The sequence below is a fragment of the Helicobacter sp. MIT 11-5569 genome, assembly GCF_000765695.2.
Classification (GTDB): domain Bacteria; phylum Campylobacterota; class Campylobacteria; order Campylobacterales; family Helicobacteraceae; genus Helicobacter_D.
Genome location: NZ_JRPB02000003.1, coordinates 159,693 through 178,618, shown reverse-complemented (window position 1 = coordinate 178,618; position 18,926 = coordinate 159,693). Strand labels below are relative to the sequence as shown.

Below are 18,926 nucleotides of genomic sequence, written 5' to 3'. Positions count from 1 at the left end.
TTTATCCTTAGATGATATATTTACCATCAAAACAGGCTTGACAATATTGATAATTTTCCTTATCAATGCTACGTTTTAAACCTTCTAATGACAAAAATGCTAAAGAATCTGCCCCAATAAACTTACACACTTCCTCTTCACGCATTCTTGCGCTAATTAGCTCTTCTTTATTGGGTGTATCCACGCCATAAAAACATGGAGAAATCGTTGGTGGAGAAGAGATTTTCATATGGATTTCTTTTGCTCCACAATCACGCAAAATCTTCACAATTTGTCGGCTTGTCGTCCCGCGCACAATAGAATCATCAATTACAACTACACGCTTATTTTCTATGAGCTCACGGATAGGATTTAGCTTTAAGCGCACTTTAAGTTCTCTAATTTGCTGCGTAGGCTCAATAAATGTGCGCCCTACATAGTGGTTACGAATAATGCCTAGCTCAAAAGGGATTCCACTCTCTTTAGAATATCCAAGTGCCGCTGCAACACCACTATCAGGAACAGGAATCACCAAATCCGCATTTACAGGATTTTCTTTTGCAAGTTCCGCACCCATTTTTTTGCGAATATCATACACCAAACGCCCAAAAATATGACTATCTGGACGCGCAAAATAGACATATTCAAAGACGCATGGATAAGGATTTTTAGGCATAATACTATGCGATTGGATTCCCTTATCTGAAAATACCAGCATTTCTCCGGGCTCTACATCGCGAATATATTTTGCCCCTACTAAATCAAAAGCACAAGTTTCACTAGCGACAATATAGCCTTTAGTGCCATCAGCATTTGTTATTTCACCTAAAGATAAAGGGCGGAATCCATTTCTATCTCGGATTACAAACATTTTCTTACGACTTAAAATCACAAAACAAAATGCACCCTCAAGCTTATTAACTGCTTCTTTAATCCTCTCAATCAAACTTTCTTTTTTTGACCTAGCAATCAGATGAATAAGATTCTCTGTATCCATATAACTTTGAAAAATCGCACCCTCACAAATGAGTTCATCGCGAATTTTACGCGCATTTGTCAAGTTTCCATTATGCGCAATAGCAATCTCTCCTAAATCATAACGTGCAAAAATAGGCTGCGCATCAGAAATAGAATCCCCACCGGCTGTGGAGTAGCGATTATGCCCAACTGCGCTAAAGCCTTTTAGTTTATTGAGTTTATCATCACAAAAGACTTCTGTAACTAAACCATGACTTTTAATTGTAGTGATTTTTTCACCATTGCTTGTAGCAATCCCTGACGCTTCTTGCCCTCTATGCTGCATAGAAAAGAGAGAGTAATACGCTAAGCTTGCAGCATTTTGTGCATTATATACACCAACAACCGCGCATTCTTCATTCCAACTGCTATTTTCTCCTATTTGATTTTGAGTAACAAATTCCACTTATAAACCTAACGCATCATCAATGCTATATAAACCATTTGGCTGATTTTGTAGCCAAAGTGCCGCTTTGATTGCACCTTGCGCAAATGTCGCACGAGATGTTGCTGTGTGAATTAGCTCTAAATATTCACCATTGCCATAGAATCCTACATTATGGATTCCAGTAACATCTCCACCGCGCAAAGACATTACACCAATCTCATCTTTAGTTCTCTCTCCAATATTACCATTTCTACCACTTTGGCGCACAGAATCCAAATCTAGCCCCCTAGCATTTGCACAAGTTTGCGCTAAATGCAAAGCAGTTCCACTTGGAGAGTCCTTTTTATGGTGGTGGTGTGTTTCAACAATTTCAATATCAAAATCACGCAATGTGCTAGCAACAAGTTTAACTGCCTTATTTAGCACAGCAACACCCAAAGACATATTGCTTGCATATAAAATTGGCATTTTCTTAGAAGCCTCTCTAATAAGATTTTGATGATGCTCTTCAAGTCCCGTTGTTCCAATAACAATCGGTTTAGGATTCTCTAGTGCAACTTCAAGCAACGCTCTTGTTCCTTCTGCGGTTGTAAAATCAATAATCAAATCTGTGCTTTCTAAAAAAATTTTTAAATCCTTTGTGATTAAAACACCCGGGTCAATAGAAAAATCCAAATCCTTACGCACATACACTGATTCTAATCTAACCGCATCACTTTTCTTTGCTAATTCTACAATAAGTTGTCCTACACGACCACCTGCGCCAAAGACTCCAATACCAAGCATATTTATCCTTTTTACTTATGATGTTCAATAAATTCGATTGCACTAAGTGCTGCTGTCGCGCCATCTGCTGCTGCACACACAACTTGCTTTGAAGCATCTATGCGCAAATCCCCTGCGACAAATAAACCGGGAACATTTGTTTCCATTTTTAGATTAACAACTGCTTCTCCATACTCACTAACCGCACAAATATTGCTACCATCTTCTTGGATTAATACAGAATTATTTACTTTATAACCAATTAAGACAAATAAACAAGCAATATCTAAAGTTTTCGCATTACCATTTTCCAAATTTTTAAGTTGCAATCCTGTAACTCCAGAATCATCACCTAAAATCTCATCAACCCCATAAGGAGTCAAAAACTCAATATTTGGCACTTTTTTAGAACGTTCCACAGTAACAGGAGAAGCGCGAAACTCATTTCTTCTATGGATAACATAGACTTTTGAGCAAATTTTTGCAAGATAAATTGCCTCTTCAATAGCTGTATCTCCACCGCCTAAAATCGCAACTTCTTTTCCTTTATAAAAAAATCCATCGCAAGTTGCACAAGAGCTAACGCCTTTACCAAAAAAAACATCCTCGCCCTTTACTCCTGATTTCTTTGGGCTTCCTCCTGTTGCGACAATCACAGATTTTGCTTCGACTTCCTTGCCATCACTTAATACGATTCCAAAATGATTGCCAATCTTTTTGACACGCACGACTTCTGCCATTTCATGCTTTAGCCCAAAGCGAAAACATTGCTCCTGCCAAGGCGTCATAAAATCAAATCCGCTCTTAACTTCTGCAACTCCGGGATAATTTTCCATTTCACTACTTGAAGTAATTTGTCCTCCGGGCATTCCTCTTTCAAACATGACAACATCTTTTAAGCCACCTCTTGTTGCATACAATCCTGCGCTTAATCCAGCAGGACCTCCACCAATAATTGCTAATTCTAGCATAGATTACTCCTTAGTATTATTTGTTTTAAAATTCATCACTTTATAAAACCCAAAATCTTTTAAATGCGTATATTGCATAGGATTCTTATCATCTTGTTTGATGACAAAACATTGTGGTAATGTTTTTATGTTAAATCCATGGATTAATTTTAGCATTAAAGTGCTTGAAATTCTTACTAGATTAAAATTTTTTTCCTTAAAAATATTTTGTCCTTGTTGATAAAAATCAATCCCTAAAAGTGGAATCTCATTTTTAAGATTTTTTTGTAAAAAGTCTTCCTGTTCCTTTAAAAAACTATTATAGATACATAAATTATAGTGTTTAGATTCTGGAGTGAAGAGACTTAAACTACCATTTGTATCTGTATAAAAGGAATCTTGTGTGAAATCAATTTTTATCATTGATGTGAAAGAATATTGATAATAAATAAATGCACCCACCATAAAGATAATGATAAATGCAATAGGAAGGTTTGGGCAGCACTTTTTCACGCTACCCTCTTTAGCTCCAAAAATGCGGAATCTATAAGATTATAATAAGCCATCAATTTTTTCTTTGAATGCTTGCTCGTTTGCTGCACCAATCATTTCATCTACTTTTTCACCATTTTTGTAGAAATAGATTGTAGGAATAGAGCGGATTCCAAATTTTGACGCTAGGTCTTGTTGCTCATCTGTATTAACTTTGCAAATTTTTGCTTTTCCAGCATAATCCTCTGCAAGCTTATCAATCACAGGAGCAATCATTCTACAAGGACCGCACCATGGAGCCCAAAAATCTACCATTACTACACCACTTTTGATTGTTTCTTCAAAATTTTGCTCTGTTAATTCAATATAACCAGCCATATTTTCTCCTTAGATATTAAATATATTCGCGCATTATACAACCAATTACTTAAAAAAATAAAAACTTTTAAAATTACATAATACAAATAAAAGTTTTAATAAAAAATCCAAAAAATATGTTACTTTTTCTCTAACTCATAATTGCAATAAGCTTTTGAACGCTCTCTTCATAGGTTATTGAGGCATTGCAATCTTGCTTTAGATACTCTTCCATTGCTTCTTTTTTGGCAATCGCTTCATCTAAATCTTTATCACTCCCTGCTTGATACGCTCCGATTCTTATTAGCACTTCATTTTCTTTTAACATTGCATATAAGCGGCGAAATTTTCTAGCTGCTTCAATATGCTCCTTATTTGCGACATCTCCCATTAACCTTGAAGCAGAATTTAAGACATTAATAGGAGGATAGATTCCAAAATCTGTCAAAGACCTATCAAGCACAATATGCCCATCTAAAATACTTCGGCTTTGGTCGGCAATAGGGTCGCTCATATCATCACCTTCAACCAAAACGGTAAAATACGCCGTGATAGAACCTTGCCCTTCTTCTTTTCCTGCGCGCTCCATGAGTTGTGGCAAAAGCGTTAAAACTGATGGGGGATAACCTTTGCTTGTTGGTGGCTCACCAAGCGCAAGCCCAATCTCTCTTTGTGCCATTGCAAAACGCGTTACAGAATCCATCATAAAAAGCACATCTTCACCCATTGCTTTAAAATATTCTGCCACACTCATTGCAGCAAATGCTCCATATTTACGCATAAGAGGAGAATCATCACTTGTCGCGACAATCAACACTGTGTTTGTTAAATCCCCTCCTAGATTTTTCTCTACAAATTCTGGAACTTCACGCCCACGCTCACCAATAAGTGCAATAACCTTGATTTTCGCAGTTGCACCATGCACAATCATACCCATTAAAGTAGATTTCCCTACCCCACTTCCTGCGAAGATTCCAAGCTTCTGTCCTTTACCACAAGTTAGCAAACCATCAATACTTTTTACCCCAACACTAAAAACTTCATTAATCATTCCACGTTTCATTGCTTCAATAGGAGGACGAATAATAGGCATTGCTCCTTCAGCTCTAATTGCGCCTTTGCCATCAATTGGTTCTCCTAAAGGATTGATTACGCGCCCTAAAACTTCTGGTCCCACTGGTATTTGCAACCCACGCGTATTTAAATACACTTTATCGCCAACTTTTGTCCCTTCTACAAATGAAAAAGGAGTAACTCTAAAACTTTCTTTTTCTAAAGCTGTTACCATTCCCATACTTTGGTGTGTTTCGCTAATAATTTTTACAATATCACCAATACGCGGAGATAGCCCATTTGCAGATAAGAATCCCTGTTCGACTTTAACAACCAAACCAAAAGCAGGAGAAAGATTCAAACCATTTAAGCGTTCTCGTAAATTCCCTAAAGCCATTGCAAACTCTTTTTTAAAAATGTGGCAAAATTTTAATATATTTTTACTAAAATTTCAGCTTTAAGATTAATGCCATAAAAGATTTATTATAAGGATTCTAATGCCTAAAATTAGCATATTTGGAGGTGGAGCGTGGGGAAGTGCATTACATTTTGCCTTCAAAGAAAAAAATTCTGCCTTTATTATTTCTCGAAAAAATCTAAACTCTAAAGCACAAATCACACAAGAAGAAGCGCAAGATAGTGATTATTTTGTTGTTGCGATTGTTAGCTCTGCATTGCATTTATGGCTAAGCACACACCCGCTTCCAAAAGAGGCGAAAATTTTAGTCGCCTCAAAAGGAATCGCAAATGGAGAGTTTGTCAGCGAAATTTTTAGCAAAGCTTATCCTAATGCCAAACTTAGCTATCTTGCAGGACCAAGCTTTGCTAAAGAAGTGCAAAACGCATTACCTTGCGCACTGAATATTCATTCAGAATCAATGGGGTTTGCAAAAGAATGGAGTATGCTATTTCCTAGTTTTATTAAACCCTACATTTCTTTAGATGTTATGGGTGGTGAGATTGGCGGGGCTTATAAAAATGTAATTGCTATTGCGAGCGGGATTTGTGAGGGATTAGGGCTTGGAAATAACGCGCGCGCATCTTTGGTGGCTAGAGGGTTAGTTGAAATGACAAGATTTGGCAAGTTTTTTGGTGCGCAAGATTCCACATTTTTAGGATTATCAGGTGCTGGAGATTTATTTTTAACTGCAAATTCTACTCTATCGCGTAATTTTCGTGTCGGAATCTATCTCGCACAGGGCAGAAAACTTCAAGAGATTTTAGACGATTTAGGAGAAGTCGCAGAAGGAGTAAAAACATCGGAAGAGATTTACACTCTAGCCCAAAAACATAATATCTACACACCTATTGCAAAAGAAGTTGCACAAATTATACAAGGTAAAAATCCAAAGCAAAGTTTGTTAGATTTAATGCAGAGTTAGAAAGAAGGGAGAAAACGCTCGCCCAAAAAGGGCGATACTTAATTTGCATAAGTTATAATTAAGCATAGCAGGATTATAATTGCTATCGTTTTCATTTGCATTTACCTCCTTTCGGAGAAGCAAATTTCCCTTAGTGAAGTTCCGATTCACTAAGGAATCAACTTCACCGCTTCAATTTTATCCATTTAAATTTAAGAATCACTAAGAAAAAAGTTACTAGCATTAAAGATTTTGTGATTTTTGTAAATTTAATAGTATTTTTTAGTTTTATTTAGTTTTTAGTGTTAAAGAAGTTTTTTAGAGTTTAAAAAGTTTTAAAGAAGAAAGAATCCCAAAAAGGGATTCTTGTTTGCAACTAGAAAGAGTATTTTACTTCTACCCTTGCTCTGTTTCTATCTTCATCTGGTTTTGATGAAGCAACACCATTTTCTGTTTCTAGCTCAGTAGATAGCATTGCATAGAATGCAGAGATTTTTAGATTCTTATTATGTTGCCAGCTAACCACTGGAGTGATTTCTGTGAATTTTGTTTTCTTATAGATAACCCCTCCGTCTGTCTGCCCTGCTGGAAGTCGTGTAACTTCGTTTTCACCAAACACACCCTCAATGCCAATATTTAATCTATCTTCAAGGAAGCCATAGCCTAGAGTTCCATACATTACGCTGATTTCTTGCTCATCTCCTGCTTTTGCTTGGTAATTTCCATTTAATAGTGTTGCTCCTAAACCAATAGATACTCCAGTAGCATTATTTTGCCACCATAGCTTTCCAGCTTTTGCAAATGTTCCTTCATCATCGAAAGATACCGCTATACCATCTTGGAAGTTTGTGATATATCCAAGTTTAATATCTAGTGGTAAGTTGTATTCTTTAAAGTTTGCACCAATTTGGAAAGAGAGTAAATCATTATCTGTTGCAGCATTTGCTGCGCTATTTGGATCATTTGGATTAATTTTTCCATATAAACCAGCAGTTAAACTTTCTGCATCATCATTTAATGTTAGCATCGCATATTGTAATGTTGCATTTAAGAAGCTATATTTCCAGCCTAATTCTGCAAAGATTGCTGAATCTACTAAGCTATCTACATAGAAGCCCCAAACTTGCGCACCAAAGTTACCGATAGCTGTGTCTGTGTTGTAGATTGCAGCTAATACATAAAGTGGCTTATCTACTGATGTTTCATTACCATTATATCCTTGAAACATATCATCTAAGCTCCAAGAGTCAAATGCACCTGCTGCTAGAGTAAGTCCGGGAATATCACTATTTAGAGCTAAAATACCTGTTCCTCTATCATCAAGCGCATCTGTTAATGGAGTGCCAAGACGTTGCTTACCGAGAATTACAGTTGTCGCTGTGCTATCTGGAGTGATTGTCGCATTATATACGCTTACACCAAAATCTCCATCTTTTCCTGCTCCAAGTCCATTTCCTAAGCCAGCAGGTAAAACGGTATTACCATTTGCATCTGTAACTGCTCCATTTTTTCCGTGATTTACATTTTGACGCTCATTGTTATAATATACACCTAAGTTAAGTGCTACTGCATTTACTGTTGGAGTTTTGAAATCTGCTTGTGCTCTCCATCTATGTGTAGCATTACCTTTAGCTGCAGGTGTAGGTCCTGCATCATTATCTACATTATTTTGATTATCATATCTATCATCATTATAACGATATCTCAAAAACCCGCTTACATCTACACCTTTGATTGCTTCTTCTAAAGGCTGTGCGAAACTTGCTGTTGAGAATGCACCTAGTGCAACACTCGCCGCCAAACTTAATTTTAAGAACTTCATTATTATCTCCTCGAAGTAAAATTTAAAATTGCACGCTAATTGTATTAAATTTTCAAGATAAAAAGCAAGTCTTTGCGTATTATTTTGGAAATTTTTGCAGTAATTTTAAGATTTTTAGGGGAATTTTCAAGTTTATTAATGATTAGTTTAGAGTTTATTGCTAAGTATAGAAGCGATTTTAGTGGAGATTCTAAAATCTAGCTTCTTTAGAAATTAACTTTTAGAAAATTAATTTTTGATTCCTAATAATGTAGTAATCATCTCATCAATGGTCGAAATCATTTTTGCATTTGCGCTATATCCACTTTGGAATCGGATAAGATTGACTAGCTCGTCATCTACTGAAACTTCAGAAATCGCTTTGTATTCTTGTTTGGCTGCTTGATAGACAGCTTCTTTTGTATTTTGCGTCATTTGTGTCGCTTGTGTCTCTGTGGCAACCTTGCCTGCAATGTAACGAAAATACCCACTAATGGTTTCTGACCTCTCCTCGCCCTTATAATCTGTAAAGGTAATCTTGTCAAATTGTAATTGTTGCATTTTGTTTGCAACCACAAAATTTCCATCTACTGCTTCTCTAAATGCTCTAATTTGCGTTGGGTCTTCGCGGTATCGTTGTGCAAGCTCAATATCGCTTGCGTCTTTACCATCAAAGAAACGATTAACCCCAAATGCTCCGGCGAAGTTTGTGCCATTATCTTGGATTGAGATATAAATCTCTTCTGAAGGATTTTTAGCTGTGATACTAAACGTTCTGGAATCGTTATTATAGATTGCTTGAAAGTGGTCATCAAAATCATTCAAAGCGTTTCCGTCTTCATTATCATCGACATTTGCATTAAGCTGACTAACAATACTTTGCATTGTTGTAAGATTGTTGATTGTAACTTCACGCACTCCAAGCTCTTTTCCATCTTTATTATACATAACAACTTTGAATGTCCCTTCATGCACATTATAACCGCTTGTTGTTAGCGCGTCTCTTGTATCTAAGGTCAAATAGTCGCTTCTTGCACTTAATTGAGAACATTCTGCATAGATATTATTTGTCGCTTCTATGATTCCATTTGCAAAAGTATCAAGGTCGTTAATATAAATTTGTAACTTTCCTAAAGTGCCGTTACAATTTAACACATCTTCTGTGCGAATCAAATCTAGCAATGCGCCAACTTTACCTTCATTTAAAGCATTTGTTAAATCATAAGGCTTGTGGTCGCTACGCAAATATTTAATCGTATAGATTCCGCTTGGATTTTCGGAATTATCCAAAACTAAAGGGTGAAAAGAAGTGCCATCTACTATGGATTTTCCTCCGATTGTTAGTGTATAACCATCATCAAAATCGGCAATATCTTTATTCACAACACAGCTTCCTTGCACATTTTGTTTAAAAACATTACAACCGATAAGATTGTTAATTTCAAACTCATATTGGTCGCGCAAATCACGCAAATCATTTGCTTTTTTGTAAAGCTCATGGCTTTCATGCTCTATAATCTGCTTATTTAAGATTGCAATTTGCTCACCTAAGCGATTCACCTCTTCAACTGCGATTTTCATTTCATCATTAAGACGTTGTTGGAGATACTCTAAAGATTTGCGCGTTTCTTGGATATTTTTTGTCAATGTCCCTGCTCGCTCTGCTAAGGCAATTTTTTGCGCTGGGTCTCCAGCTTTTGTCGAAAGGTCTTTCCAAGCATCAAAATACTCTTGTAAATCGTTATAGATTCCTACATTATCGATTTCTGGATAATAAGACGAAGCTTCTTTAAGCCCAGAAAAGCTTGTATCATAATAAGTTTTTTCTGACGCTGCTTTTTTATAACGCATAAAACTATATTCATCATGCACACGTTCAATTGTCAGAATGCTTAATCCCTGTCCTAATGCGTAATTTTGCTTCCAAAGGGGAGTTTCAGCTGCGGGACGCACAACTTGACGCGTATAAAATTCATTATTTGCATTAGCAATATTGTTTCCCGTGGTATCCACCATTACTTGATGACCAGTTAGCCCTGTATAAGGAGTATTCAAAGAAGAAAGTAGTCCGCCCATTATCTACTCCTTAAATTTCTGTTTGTAGAAATGATGCGTTACCTAGTGATTGTTTTTGGGATTGTTTTTTATATCCGCGGTCTTCAACAGGAACGATTTTGCTTAAAAGTGAGCTGTAAAATTCAGAAACAGCTAAAGACATTTTGCCAAGACGCAAATTTAAATCTTTTAACACACTTAAACTATCATGCAATTCTGCTGTGTATTGGCTAGCACCCTCACCCAACAAACGCTGCTTGTCTTCATAAGTCAAATCTTCTAATGTAGCATTTGGAAACTCTGCACACAAGCGTTCTTCTACTTCTTTAGCATACGCTTCTTTTTTGCGGATAAATGATGCGGTTAGCTCTTCTTTTTGCGGAATCCTTGCAAAGATTGCGTCATTATTCGCAACCTTAATATCAGCAATATCTTGTTCAGTGATTGCAATTAGAGCTTTAACATCCTCTAATGCATCTTGTAAAAACTGCAAAGACATAAGATAACTCCTTGAAATAAGTTATCTCTATCTAAGCAATTCTTGTGCCAATTTTTCTGCACTCCCCCTTAAATCAATTTTATATGTTCCATTTTTGATTGCATCTTTGATTGTATCCACTTTAGATTCTGAAGTTTTTACATTTTCTTTTGTTTTTTGCTTATCATCAATGGTTTCATTTTTTGCATTAACTTGCGAAGTATTTTTGTTGTTCGCTTGATTAATAGCAGTTGAGAAAGTTGCATTATTCATCAAATGATTAATCATTTTCACTCCTTTTTATGAAATCTTATAGCTATATCGGCTAAATTTTAAAAAACTAAAATGATTCACGCACACTTTTTGAAACATCTTGTAAAAATTTCTCTGTTTCGTTTTTTGCTGGCGCAATATTCTGTGTTTCACTATGCAATGGAACATTTGGACCACCAATTTTAATGGCATATAAAATTACAAAAAGCATAAAATAAACAAATAATCCAAACCCAATTGAAGGCACAAACCAATCTTTCATTTATGCTCCTAAGCTTTATATTGTGAAATCAATATTAAGATTATAGCAAAATTTTAAAATGATAAATTTTAAAGCATTTTTTAATTTTATTGCCCTAAATTGCGGATTTTGTGTTATAATTCTTAATTCAATTTTAAAAATCTAGGTTATTTTAAAGGATTATTATGCGTATTATAAAACAAATCAAACCCATAAAAATTTTTAGAAACACACTTAAGTTTTGGCTTGTTTTTGGGACTTTTGGGGTATTTTCACACGCGGCAACAATCCAAGAGGCAAAATGGGAACAAGGGCAAACTCTACTCACTTTTTTTGAAAAAAATGCGATTCCTTTAAAAACCTATTATGACCTTGCTCCAGAAGACAAAGAACTTGCTGATGAAATTATTAGCGGAAGCACTTATTATACATTATATGACGATTCTACACTGCTTCAAGCTCTAATTCCTATTAATGAAAATTCACAACTTCATGTTTTTAAACAAGGTGATAGCTATGGAATGCGTGCGATTCCGGTTGTGTATTTCTCCAAAGAACACACGATTTCTTTATCAGTGGATAATTCCTTATATAATGATATTGTTAATCTAACAGGAGATAGTTTTTTAGCAAGTGATTTTATCCAAGCTCATAAAGGCAATGTTAATTTTCGTAAAGAAGTGCGCAAAGGAGACCAACTCGCGGTGATTTATGAGCGCAAATATCGCTTAGGCAAAAATTTTGGTTCGCCTAATATCAAAGCATCAACCCTTAAAATCAATAACAAAAATCGCTATGTAATCCGCCATGACGATGGACATTTCTACGACTTACAAGGAAATAATTTAACCAAATATCTCCTCACTGTGCCTCTGCAATACAAAAGAATCTCCTCGCATTTTTCAATGGGAAGAAAACACCCTATTTTAGGCTACAAACGCCCGCATTTAGGCACAGATTATGCAGCACCTAGACATACGCCAATCCGCGCTTCAGGTGATGGAAAAGTAATTTTTGCTGGAACAAAAGGAGGATATGGCAGAACTGTGATTATCCAACACAATAATGGATACAGAACGCTTTATGCGCATATGCAAAAGATTGAGCGCGGAATCCGAATGGGCACTCGCGTCAAACAAGGTAAAAGAATCGGAACAGTGGGTAGCACAGGACTTAGCACAGGACCACACTTGCATTTTGGTTTATATAGAAATGGCAATGCTGTTAATCCTATCAAACATTTAAAAATCACGCATTCAAAATTACAAGGTAAGGAAAAAGAAACTTTCTTAGCAAATGCCAAAAATTATAAAAAAGCACTCAATATAGCTCTTTCAGAAGATAAATTCCAAAACACGCCTTTTAAACGTATCAAAGATGGCTATATCGTTTATCTAAGTCAAGATGATAAGAACTTTAACTAATGCAACCTAAAAATATTTCAAATATTCGCTTTTGTGCGTGTGAGGATTCTAAATACATAAAATCCAAAAGAATGCTTTTTAATGAAAATGGAAAAGAACGTAGCTGGGATATTATAGAAGCACATGATAGTGTTGCAGCATTACTCTACCACACACAAAAAAACGCTTTTGTTGTTGTCAAACAATTTCGCCCTGCTGTATTTTTAAAAGAAAAGAATCGCGATATAGGGCATTTAAAAACTGAAATTGGTTACACTTTTGAATTATGTGCAGGAATCACAGACAAAGATAAACCGCTTAATGTAATTATGCAAGAAGAGATTTTAGAAGAATGCGGCTATAATGTCCCTTTGCAAAATCTCATAAAAATTACAGAATTTTATAGCTCTGTGGGATTTGCAGGAAGCAAACAAACACTATTTTTCGCTGCTCTTGATGAAACTTACCGCCAAAACTTAGGCGGTGGTGTCGATGATGAAAATATTGAAACAATCTTTATCCCAAAAGAAGAAGCCTATAATTTTATTTTAGATTCTTCCTATCCGAAAACTTCAGGAATTATGTTTGCATTTCTTTGGTATTTTAGGAATTATCCATAATGCAAGACTTGAACGCTTTAAAAGAACTCACCAAAAAACTTGATACTATCAAAGAATCGTGGCAAATTTATGCGATTTTTGAAGACGCGAGAAAAAATTTTAATGAAGAATTTAGTGCGCTTAAAAAAGACAAAGAAGCCTTAATAGAATCCTTTAATACAACTTCTGCCAAAAATGCACTTTTGCTTGCAGAAAATAAGGAGCTAGAAGCCAAAAACAAAGCTTTATTAGAAAGCAACAAGACTTTAGAATCTTCGCAAAATCACACAATGCAAGATTTTACTTTAGAAAAAGATTCCACACATCTTTATGCGCAATGCGAAAATCTACAAGATACCCTAAAAGGCATACAAACTCTTCTTTCTAAGATTCCAAATGCTACTCCAAAACCCTTACAAAAGCTTGAAGTTTCTTACCAAAAACACCAACGCTTACTTGCAAATCCAGCAAAGGGCTATGTTTCTTTAGAAAGTGCTACTGCATTGTTTAATATACTAATCAATGTGGAATCCAAAATCAAAACATTAGATTCAGAACTTGCAAAGCTTCAAATTGAAATGCGTGATTTCTTTCAAAGCGCACAAAATCCCACAGAAGAGAATCTTGAAATTTCTGAAGATTCCACAGAATCAAATACAACACAACCCACAGATAACGATACACCTTGAAACCGATAAAAATTTTTGTCTCTGCTTTGGAATATTCTGCAAACCTGCATCTTGCTAGGCTTATAGAAGCCTTTGAAGAAAAAAAGATTCCTTTTAGTCTTTGTGGAATCTTTGATACTAAAGTGCTTAAAAACTATACAAGCACTTATAATCCTACAATATTTCGCGTTATGGGATTTAGCGGAATCTTAAAATTACTGCCAAAATTCTTTGCCGTCAAAAAAAATCTTGCAAAACTTGCTAGCACTTGCGATATTGCACTTTTTATGGATTCTTCTTCTTTTAATATTCCCCTTATTAAAAATATTCGCAAAATTTGTCAAAATCATTCTAACACGCCACCTTATATTGTTTATTATATCTTGCCACAAGTTTGGGCATGGAAAGCTTATCGCGCTAAAGTGTTAAGCACAATCTGCGATACGCTTTGGGGGATTTTACCTTTTGAGTGTGGATTCTATCCAAAAAATACGCCCATTTGTTATGTCGGACACCCTTTATTAGATGCTATTCCCTACTCTTTAAACGCTTATCAAGATTCCAGAAAAATTGCATTTATGCCCGGTTCAAGAAAAGCGGAAATCCAAGCACTTTTTCCTATTTTTCAATCCCTTGCAAAAATACTTAAAGAAAATGGAAAGATTCCGATTTTAATCGCGCCAAAATCTTTTGAAAACAAAAATTTAAACGCAATTTATGGAGATTTTAGCGACTTTGAAATGGTATTTGATACATATAGTGGCTTAAAAGATTGCTCTTTTGCCTTTGTTTGTAGCGGAACAGCAACTTTAGAATCTACACTTTTAGGGATTCCAACAATTTTGGCTTACAAAACAAGAATGCTTGATTATTACATCGCAAAATCTCTAGTGAAACTTAATTTTATAGGATTAGCTAATATTTTCCTAGAATTTTCCCTCTACAAAACACCAAAAAACAATCCAAATCCAAAAATTCCGCCTATTCACCCAGAGTTTTTGCAAAATTTAGTAACACCACAAAATTTACTAAAAGCTTATGAAAATTACGATTATACACGCTTTTTTGAGGGAAAAACTAAACTTGTAGAATACTTACAACAAGGCAGCGCAAAAACTTGTGCGCAAAATTTAGAAAATTTAATAAAAAATTTACAAAAATAAAGGGCTTTTTAACTCTCTTTGCCCTACTATTTCAAATTATTTTATTTTTAAGGAATCTTTGTGGAGCCTATGACAGAATATGGCTATAATAAGCTAATCACTGAATTAAAGAATCTAAAAGAAGTCGAACGCCCAAAAAATATTATTGAGATTGATACTGCAAGAGAGCATGGAGACTTAAAAGAAAATGCAGAATATCACGCTGCAAGAGAGCGGCAGCTCTTTTTAGATGCGCGCATTAATGAGCTTACACAACTTGTTGCAGAAGCGCGCGTAATTGACCCTACAACACTTTCGCATGACAAAGTAAGTTTTGGCTCTACAATCACACTAGAAGATATGGATACAGAAGAAAGCTACACCTACACCATTGTTGGAGCGACAGAAAGCAATCCTGATAAAGGCTTAATCTCTTATCATTCTCCCCTTGCAAAACAACTTCTTGGTAAAATTGTAGGCGATGAAGTGAGTATAACTTTACCTAAAGGGCGTGCAGATTATGAGATTTTAGACATCACTTACAAACCTATTGAATTTTAAGTTAGGTGTAGTTTAAGGAAAAAGTAATGGCAACACTTAAAATCAAACTTCTAAACTCCAATGCAACACTCCCTAAATACCAAACAAGTGGTTCTTCGGGATTTGATTTATGCGCAAGTGAAAATTTGGTGTTAAAGGCAGGGAGTTTTACGCTTGTTTCAACAGGACTTAGCTTTAGCTTTAGCGATAAATATGAAATTCAAGTGCGTCCTAGAAGTGGATTAGCCCTAAAACATGGAATCTCTGCTTTGAATACTCCGGGCACAATTGATGCAGATTATCGCGGAGAAATTAAAGTGCTTTTAATCAATCATAGCAAAGAAGATTTTACAATCAATATTGGTGATAGAATCGCACAAGCTGTGTTATGTCCGATTGAAAAAGCTATATTTGAAGTCGTAGAAGTTTTAGATACCACAAAACGCGGTGAAGGTGGATTTGGTAGCACAGGCAAACAATAAAAGGAGAAGAATTTGAGCTTAAAACAAAATGTAGATTACATCAAAGAAGAAATGAATAATGACGAGAAAATGCTTGAGGGCTTATTACGCTTTGAGAGTTGGTTTAGGCGTTACAAAACTGCTATTTTTACATTGCTTGGGATTATTGTTGTTGCAAGCGTTGGCTATGCAGGTAATACATATTATCAAGAAAAGCAACAACAAGCATTAGCGCAATCCTATGAAAAAGCATTAAAGGGTGATGAAAGTGCGCTTGCTACATTAAAGGATTCCAAAAGCAGGCTTTATGATTTATATCTTTTTCAAAATGCGCTAAAAACCAATGACGCTGCTGTGTTAAAGACTTTAGAATCTTCAAAAGACTCTATTATTGCGCAATTTGCAAAGACACAAAATGCTTCGCTTAGCAAAGATATAAATACGCTAAATTCTAAAAATTCTGGTGATTTTGGATATTTGCAAGCTGCACTTTTAGAGATTCAAGCAGGAAACTCGCAAAAAGCTAGAGAAATTCTAGTAAAAATCAAAAACGACTCTCCGATTAGAGATTTGGCAAATGCACTTACACATCTTAGTATTAAAGGAATAGATAATGAAAAATAATGTTTTAAAACAATGGCTGAAAATTACCTTTTTAGGTGTTATTGGAATTTTGATTTTTGGGGGTTGTGGGTCAAAATATTATTTCAAACCCGAACAACAAAGCATTGAAGGGTCTATAGAATATGATGGCATTGCTCCATCTTGGATTGGTTCTGTTGTGCGTGATGGTGCTACACTTTTAAATGGACGCTTTATCACAAAACATGCGGAGATTCCTAATATCCGCCTAAAAGCTGGCTCAAGATACCTTAATGAAACAGAAGAATATTATATTGTTCAGCGCGGTAAAGCACTCATTCTCATCAATAAAGACGATAGAAAAGAAACTAACATTCCGCTTGAAAGTATCCCTGTAAGTGTTTCTATGGATAAAAATTTAATTGCAATTATTTTTGATACTAATACAATCGCAATTTATGATTTAAATCGTATGCAAGTGGTTTATCGTCAAGATAATGTTCCAGCACCGGCAAACAACACACTGATTGCTTCTCCTTATTTTTTAAGTGATATTGTTGTGATTCCAACACTTGATGGCAAACTCATCATTGTAGATAAAGCAAGTATGCGTCTTGTAAGAAATATTGTTGTTAATGGAGATAAATTCTTTAATAATGTTATTTACCTAGAAGCTATCGGAAATCGTATGGTTTCAGCTACTCCAAAACGTATTATTTCTGTTAGTCCTAATATTATTAATACCTTTGATGCTAATATTAAAGATATTTTATTCTTTGAAGATAGAATCTTTATTTTCTCCAATGAAGGAGAGATTATTTTAACAGATAAAGACCTTAACGAAATTCGCCGTAAAAAATTCCCATTTGCACATTTCTCTGCAACAAACCATGGCAAAGATATTGTTGTTCTTGAAACACAAGGTTATATGATTACAGTTGATGATTCCTTGCAAACAAGTAAAATCCAAAAATTACCTCAAGCAATCACAGAACCAACATTCTCTGCTTCAGGAAAAATCTTTATTGGCGATAAATTTTTTAATATTCAATAGGTGCTTTTAATGATTCTTTGTGATATTGGAAATAGTTTTTTACATTTTTACTATCGCGGAAGAATCTGGAAAGAAGATAAACACGCGCTCTCTCAAAAAGACCCTAATGAAATAATCATCTACATTAGCGTCAATAAGGATTCTACAAAAGCTCTTTTGCGCTCCCATAAACGTTGTTTTGATTTATGTGATTACTTAAATCTTGATACAACTTATAAAGGTTTGGGCATTGATAGAATCGCAGCTTGTATGGCAATTAATGATGGTGTGATTGTAGATGCTGGAAGCGCGCTTACTGTAGATGTTATGCATCAAGGTATCCATTTGGGTGGCTTTATAATGCCCGGAATTTCTCAATACCGCAAAATGTTTAGCAATATTACAATTTTAGACCAAGAAATTAATTTAGCTGTAGATTTACACTCTTTTCCGCAAAATACAAAAGATGCTATTAGCTATGGAATGCTAAAATCCATCATTCTTACACTACAAACAACAACAAAAAATAAGAGAATCCACTTTACAGGAGGAGATGGCAAGTTTCTCTCGCATTTTTTTGAAAATTGTTTTTATGATGATTTGCTTGTCTTTAAAGGTATGCAAAAAGCAATTAAAGAAAATTTCACAGCAAAAGGGATTTATTTATGATTAGGGTTGCATTACCAAAGGGGAGAAATGCTGAAAAAACATTAAAGATTTTTGAGCATTTTTTAAATACACCACTACAATTTGAAGACCGCAAACTAATTTTAGAAAAAGAAAATTTTAGTTTTATGCTTGTAAGAAATCAAGATGTTCCAGCCTATATAGAACGTGGTGTAGCAGATATTGGAGTTGTTGGGTTAGATGTTTTAGAGGAACAAAAAAGCCCTCTTGTGCGCTTGCTTGATTTAGGATTTGGAAAATGCAGAGTTTGCATTGGTTCGCCAAATTCTTATACCTTTGATTTTGCAAATCCTAATTTAAAAATTGCCACAAAAATGGTCAATATCACAAAAAAATTTTTTGCACAAAAAGCAATGAGTGTAGAGATTATTAAACTTTATGGCTCTATTGAGCTAGCCCCTCTTGTAGGAATGGCTGATGCGATTGTGGATTTGGTGGAAACCGGTGATACAATGCGTCAAAATAACCTAAAAATTGACCATACTATTATGGATATTAGCGCATATTTAGTAGCAAATCCAAACAGCTTTTATATGCAACAACAAACAATTTTGGAAATCCAAAACTATTTTAAAACTTCATTAAATCTTTAAAAGGAGCA

General features: G+C 35.2%; 23 protein-coding genes. 12 read left to right on the top strand and 11 right to left on the bottom strand.

The window, feature by feature from the left end; genetic code table 11:
- Positions 1-7 precede the first annotated feature (7 nt).
- The 6 genes from purF to fliI all read right to left on the bottom strand — a co-directional run bounded on the left by purF (position 8) and on the right by fliI (position 5,398).
- Positions 8-1,402, bottom strand: a complete 1,395-nt coding sequence (gene purF, locus LS70_RS04405) for an amidophosphoribosyltransferase (RefSeq protein ID WP_236096437.1) — start codon at positions 1,400-1,402, stop codon at positions 8-10.
- A complete protein-coding gene (gene dapB, locus LS70_RS04400; protein WP_034288289.1) occupies positions 1,403-2,170 on the bottom strand; it encodes a 4-hydroxy-tetrahydrodipicolinate reductase in 768 nt (255 codons plus the stop codon).
- Between the two features lie 11 nt (positions 2,171-2,181).
- Positions 2,182-3,120: a thioredoxin-disulfide reductase gene (gene trxB / locus LS70_RS04395; protein WP_034288286.1), complete on the bottom strand. Its 939-nt coding sequence runs from the start codon at positions 3,118-3,120 to the stop codon at positions 2,182-2,184.
- Positions 3,121-3,123: 3 nt separating this feature from the next.
- The gene (locus LS70_RS04390) at positions 3,124-3,612 is read right to left on the bottom strand and encodes a hypothetical protein (RefSeq protein ID WP_034288283.1); all 489 of its coding nucleotides are present in this window, start codon (positions 3,610-3,612) and stop codon (positions 3,124-3,126) included.
- A gap of 39 nt (positions 3,613-3,651) precedes the next feature.
- Positions 3,652-3,969: a thioredoxin gene (gene trxA / locus LS70_RS04385; RefSeq protein ID WP_034288280.1), complete on the bottom strand. Its 318-nt coding sequence runs from the start codon at positions 3,967-3,969 to the stop codon at positions 3,652-3,654.
- A 130-nt stretch (positions 3,970-4,099) separates the two neighbouring features.
- A complete protein-coding gene (fliI, locus tag LS70_RS04380; protein ID WP_034288277.1) occupies positions 4,100-5,398 on the bottom strand; it encodes a flagellar protein export ATPase FliI in 1,299 nt (432 codons plus the stop codon).
- A gap of 100 nt (positions 5,399-5,498) precedes the next feature.
- Here fliI and LS70_RS04375 point away from each other — a divergent pair, with 100 nt between their 5' ends.
- On the top strand, positions 5,499-6,383 hold the full coding sequence (locus LS70_RS04375) for an NAD(P)H-dependent glycerol-3-phosphate dehydrogenase (RefSeq protein ID WP_034288274.1): 885 nt from the start codon (positions 5,499-5,501) through the stop codon (positions 6,381-6,383).
- Between the two features lie 355 nt (positions 6,384-6,738).
- On the opposite strand, the gene LS70_RS04370 is transcribed toward LS70_RS04375, so the two are convergent.
- Positions 6,739-8,184 carry a major outer membrane protein gene (locus LS70_RS04370; RefSeq protein ID WP_034288271.1) on the bottom strand — a complete coding sequence of 482 codons (1,446 nt, stop codon included), beginning with the start codon at positions 8,182-8,184 and terminating at the stop codon, positions 6,739-6,741.
- Positions 8,185-8,256: 72 nt separating this feature from the next.
- On the opposite strand from LS70_RS04370, the gene LS70_RS10305 reads away from it, so the two are divergent.
- Positions 8,257-8,385: a hypothetical protein gene (locus tag LS70_RS10305; protein ID WP_268902941.1), complete on the top strand. Its 129-nt coding sequence runs from the start codon at positions 8,257-8,259 to the stop codon at positions 8,383-8,385.
- A gap of 27 nt (positions 8,386-8,412) precedes the next feature.
- Here LS70_RS10305 and flgK read toward each other — a convergent pair whose 3' ends face one another.
- Genes flgK through LS70_RS04350 form a run of 4 tightly spaced genes read right to left on the bottom strand, consistent with a single transcriptional unit; the run spans position 8,413 to position 11,231 of the window.
- Positions 8,413-10,239 carry a flagellar hook-associated protein FlgK gene (gene flgK / locus LS70_RS04365; protein ID WP_034288268.1) on the bottom strand — a complete coding sequence of 609 codons (1,827 nt, stop codon included), beginning with the start codon at positions 10,237-10,239 and terminating at the stop codon, positions 8,413-8,415.
- A 10-nt stretch (positions 10,240-10,249) separates the two neighbouring features.
- Complete coding sequence (locus LS70_RS04360; RefSeq protein WP_201273960.1) at positions 10,250-10,717, bottom strand: hypothetical protein; 468 nt, start codon at positions 10,715-10,717, stop codon at positions 10,250-10,252.
- Between the two features lie 27 nt (positions 10,718-10,744).
- Positions 10,745-10,984, bottom strand: coding sequence for a flagellar biosynthesis anti-sigma factor FlgM (locus tag LS70_RS04355; protein WP_034288265.1), 240 nt, complete (start codon positions 10,982-10,984; stop codon positions 10,745-10,747).
- 52 nt (positions 10,985-11,036) lie between these two features.
- Positions 11,037-11,231: a hypothetical protein gene (locus tag LS70_RS04350; RefSeq protein WP_034288262.1), complete on the bottom strand. Its 195-nt coding sequence runs from the start codon at positions 11,229-11,231 to the stop codon at positions 11,037-11,039.
- Positions 11,232-11,395: 164 nt separating this feature from the next.
- On the opposite strand from LS70_RS04350, the gene LS70_RS04345 reads away from it, so the two are divergent.
- The 10 genes from LS70_RS04345 (at position 11,396) to hisG (ending at position 18,918) form a co-directional block, all read left to right on the top strand.
- Entirely contained in the window at positions 11,396-12,634 is a 1,239-nt protein-coding gene (locus LS70_RS04345; protein ID WP_034288260.1) for a peptidoglycan DD-metalloendopeptidase family protein, read from the top strand.
- Positions 12,634-13,233, top strand: a complete 600-nt coding sequence (locus tag LS70_RS04340; RefSeq protein WP_034288257.1) for an NUDIX hydrolase — start codon at positions 12,634-12,636, stop codon at positions 13,231-13,233. Before LS70_RS04345 ends, LS70_RS04340 begins: the two co-directional genes overlap by 1 nt.
- Positions 13,233-13,901, top strand: coding sequence for a hypothetical protein (locus LS70_RS04335; RefSeq protein ID WP_052083341.1), 669 nt, complete (start codon positions 13,233-13,235; stop codon positions 13,899-13,901). Before LS70_RS04340 ends, LS70_RS04335 begins: the two co-directional genes overlap by 1 nt.
- Positions 13,898-15,043: a lipid-A-disaccharide synthase gene (gene lpxB, locus LS70_RS04330; RefSeq protein ID WP_034288254.1), complete on the top strand. Its 1,146-nt coding sequence runs from the start codon at positions 13,898-13,900 to the stop codon at positions 15,041-15,043. Before LS70_RS04335 ends, lpxB begins: the two co-directional genes overlap by 4 nt.
- Positions 15,044-15,112: 69 nt before the next feature.
- Positions 15,113-15,583, top strand: coding sequence for a transcription elongation factor GreA (gene greA / locus LS70_RS04325; RefSeq protein WP_034289205.1), 471 nt, complete (start codon positions 15,113-15,115; stop codon positions 15,581-15,583).
- A gap of 26 nt (positions 15,584-15,609) precedes the next feature.
- Positions 15,610-16,044 (top strand): dUTP diphosphatase, encoded by a 435-nt coding sequence (gene dut / locus LS70_RS04320; RefSeq protein ID WP_034288251.1) that lies wholly within the window; start codon positions 15,610-15,612, stop codon positions 16,042-16,044.
- Between the two features lie 12 nt (positions 16,045-16,056).
- The gene (locus LS70_RS04315; RefSeq protein WP_034288248.1) at positions 16,057-16,647 is read left to right on the top strand and encodes a tetratricopeptide repeat protein; all 591 of its coding nucleotides are present in this window, start codon (positions 16,057-16,059) and stop codon (positions 16,645-16,647) included.
- Positions 16,637-17,659 (top strand): hypothetical protein, encoded by a 1,023-nt coding sequence (locus tag LS70_RS04310; RefSeq protein ID WP_034288245.1) that lies wholly within the window; start codon positions 16,637-16,639, stop codon positions 17,657-17,659. The genes LS70_RS04315 and LS70_RS04310 overlap by 11 nt, the downstream gene beginning before the upstream one ends.
- A gap of 9 nt (positions 17,660-17,668) precedes the next feature.
- Complete coding sequence (locus tag LS70_RS04305) at positions 17,669-18,307, top strand: type III pantothenate kinase (protein WP_138109348.1); 639 nt, start codon at positions 17,669-17,671, stop codon at positions 18,305-18,307.
- A complete protein-coding gene (gene hisG, locus LS70_RS04300) occupies positions 18,304-18,918 on the top strand; it encodes an ATP phosphoribosyltransferase (RefSeq protein ID WP_034288243.1) in 615 nt (204 codons plus the stop codon). Before LS70_RS04305 ends, hisG begins: the two co-directional genes overlap by 4 nt.
- Positions 18,919-18,926: the final 8 nt, after the last annotated feature.

Bases quoted from the DNA above. Each gene is read 5' to 3' on its own strand.
- dapB (WP_034288289.1), bottom strand. From the start codon at position 2,170: ATGCTTGGTATTGGAGTCTTTGGCGCAGGTGGTCGTGTAGGACAACTT.
- trxB (WP_034288286.1), bottom strand. From the start codon at position 3,120: ATGCTAGAATTAGCAATTATTGGTGGAGGTCCTGCTGGATTAAGCGCA.
- trxA (WP_034288280.1), bottom strand. From the start codon at position 3,969: ATGGCTGGTTATATTGAATTAACAGAGCAAAATTTTGAAGAAACAATC.
- fliI (WP_034288277.1), bottom strand. From the start codon at position 5,398: ATGGCTTTAGGGAATTTACGAGAACGCTTAAATGGTTTGAATCTTTCT.
- LS70_RS04375 (WP_034288274.1), top strand. From the start codon at position 5,499: ATGCCTAAAATTAGCATATTTGGAGGTGGAGCGTGGGGAAGTGCATTA.
- LS70_RS04370 (WP_034288271.1), bottom strand. From the start codon at position 8,184: ATGAAGTTCTTAAAATTAAGTTTGGCGGCGAGTGTTGCACTAGGTGCA.
- flgK (WP_034288268.1), bottom strand. From the start codon at position 10,239: ATGGGCGGACTACTTTCTTCTTTGAATACTCCTTATACAGGGCTAACT.
- LS70_RS04360 (WP_201273960.1), bottom strand. From the start codon at position 10,717: ATGTCTTTGCAGTTTTTACAAGATGCATTAGAGGATGTTAAAGCTCTA.
- LS70_RS04355 (WP_034288265.1), bottom strand. From the start codon at position 10,984: ATGATTAATCATTTGATGAATAATGCAACTTTCTCAACTGCTATTAAT.
- LS70_RS04350 (WP_034288262.1), bottom strand. From the start codon at position 11,231: ATGAAAGATTGGTTTGTGCCTTCAATTGGGTTTGGATTATTTGTTTAT.
- LS70_RS04345 (WP_034288260.1), top strand. From the start codon at position 11,396: ATGCGTATTATAAAACAAATCAAACCCATAAAAATTTTTAGAAACACA.
- LS70_RS04340 (WP_034288257.1), top strand. From the start codon at position 12,634: ATGCAACCTAAAAATATTTCAAATATTCGCTTTTGTGCGTGTGAGGAT.
- LS70_RS04335 (WP_052083341.1), top strand. From the start codon at position 13,233: ATGCAAGACTTGAACGCTTTAAAAGAACTCACCAAAAAACTTGATACT.
- greA (WP_034289205.1), top strand. From the start codon at position 15,113: ATGACAGAATATGGCTATAATAAGCTAATCACTGAATTAAAGAATCTA.
- dut (WP_034288251.1), top strand. From the start codon at position 15,610: ATGGCAACACTTAAAATCAAACTTCTAAACTCCAATGCAACACTCCCT.
- LS70_RS04310 (WP_034288245.1), top strand. From the start codon at position 16,637: ATGAAAAATAATGTTTTAAAACAATGGCTGAAAATTACCTTTTTAGGT.
- LS70_RS04305 (WP_138109348.1), top strand. From the start codon at position 17,669: ATGATTCTTTGTGATATTGGAAATAGTTTTTTACATTTTTACTATCGC.
- hisG (WP_034288243.1), top strand. From the start codon at position 18,304: ATGATTAGGGTTGCATTACCAAAGGGGAGAAATGCTGAAAAAACATTA.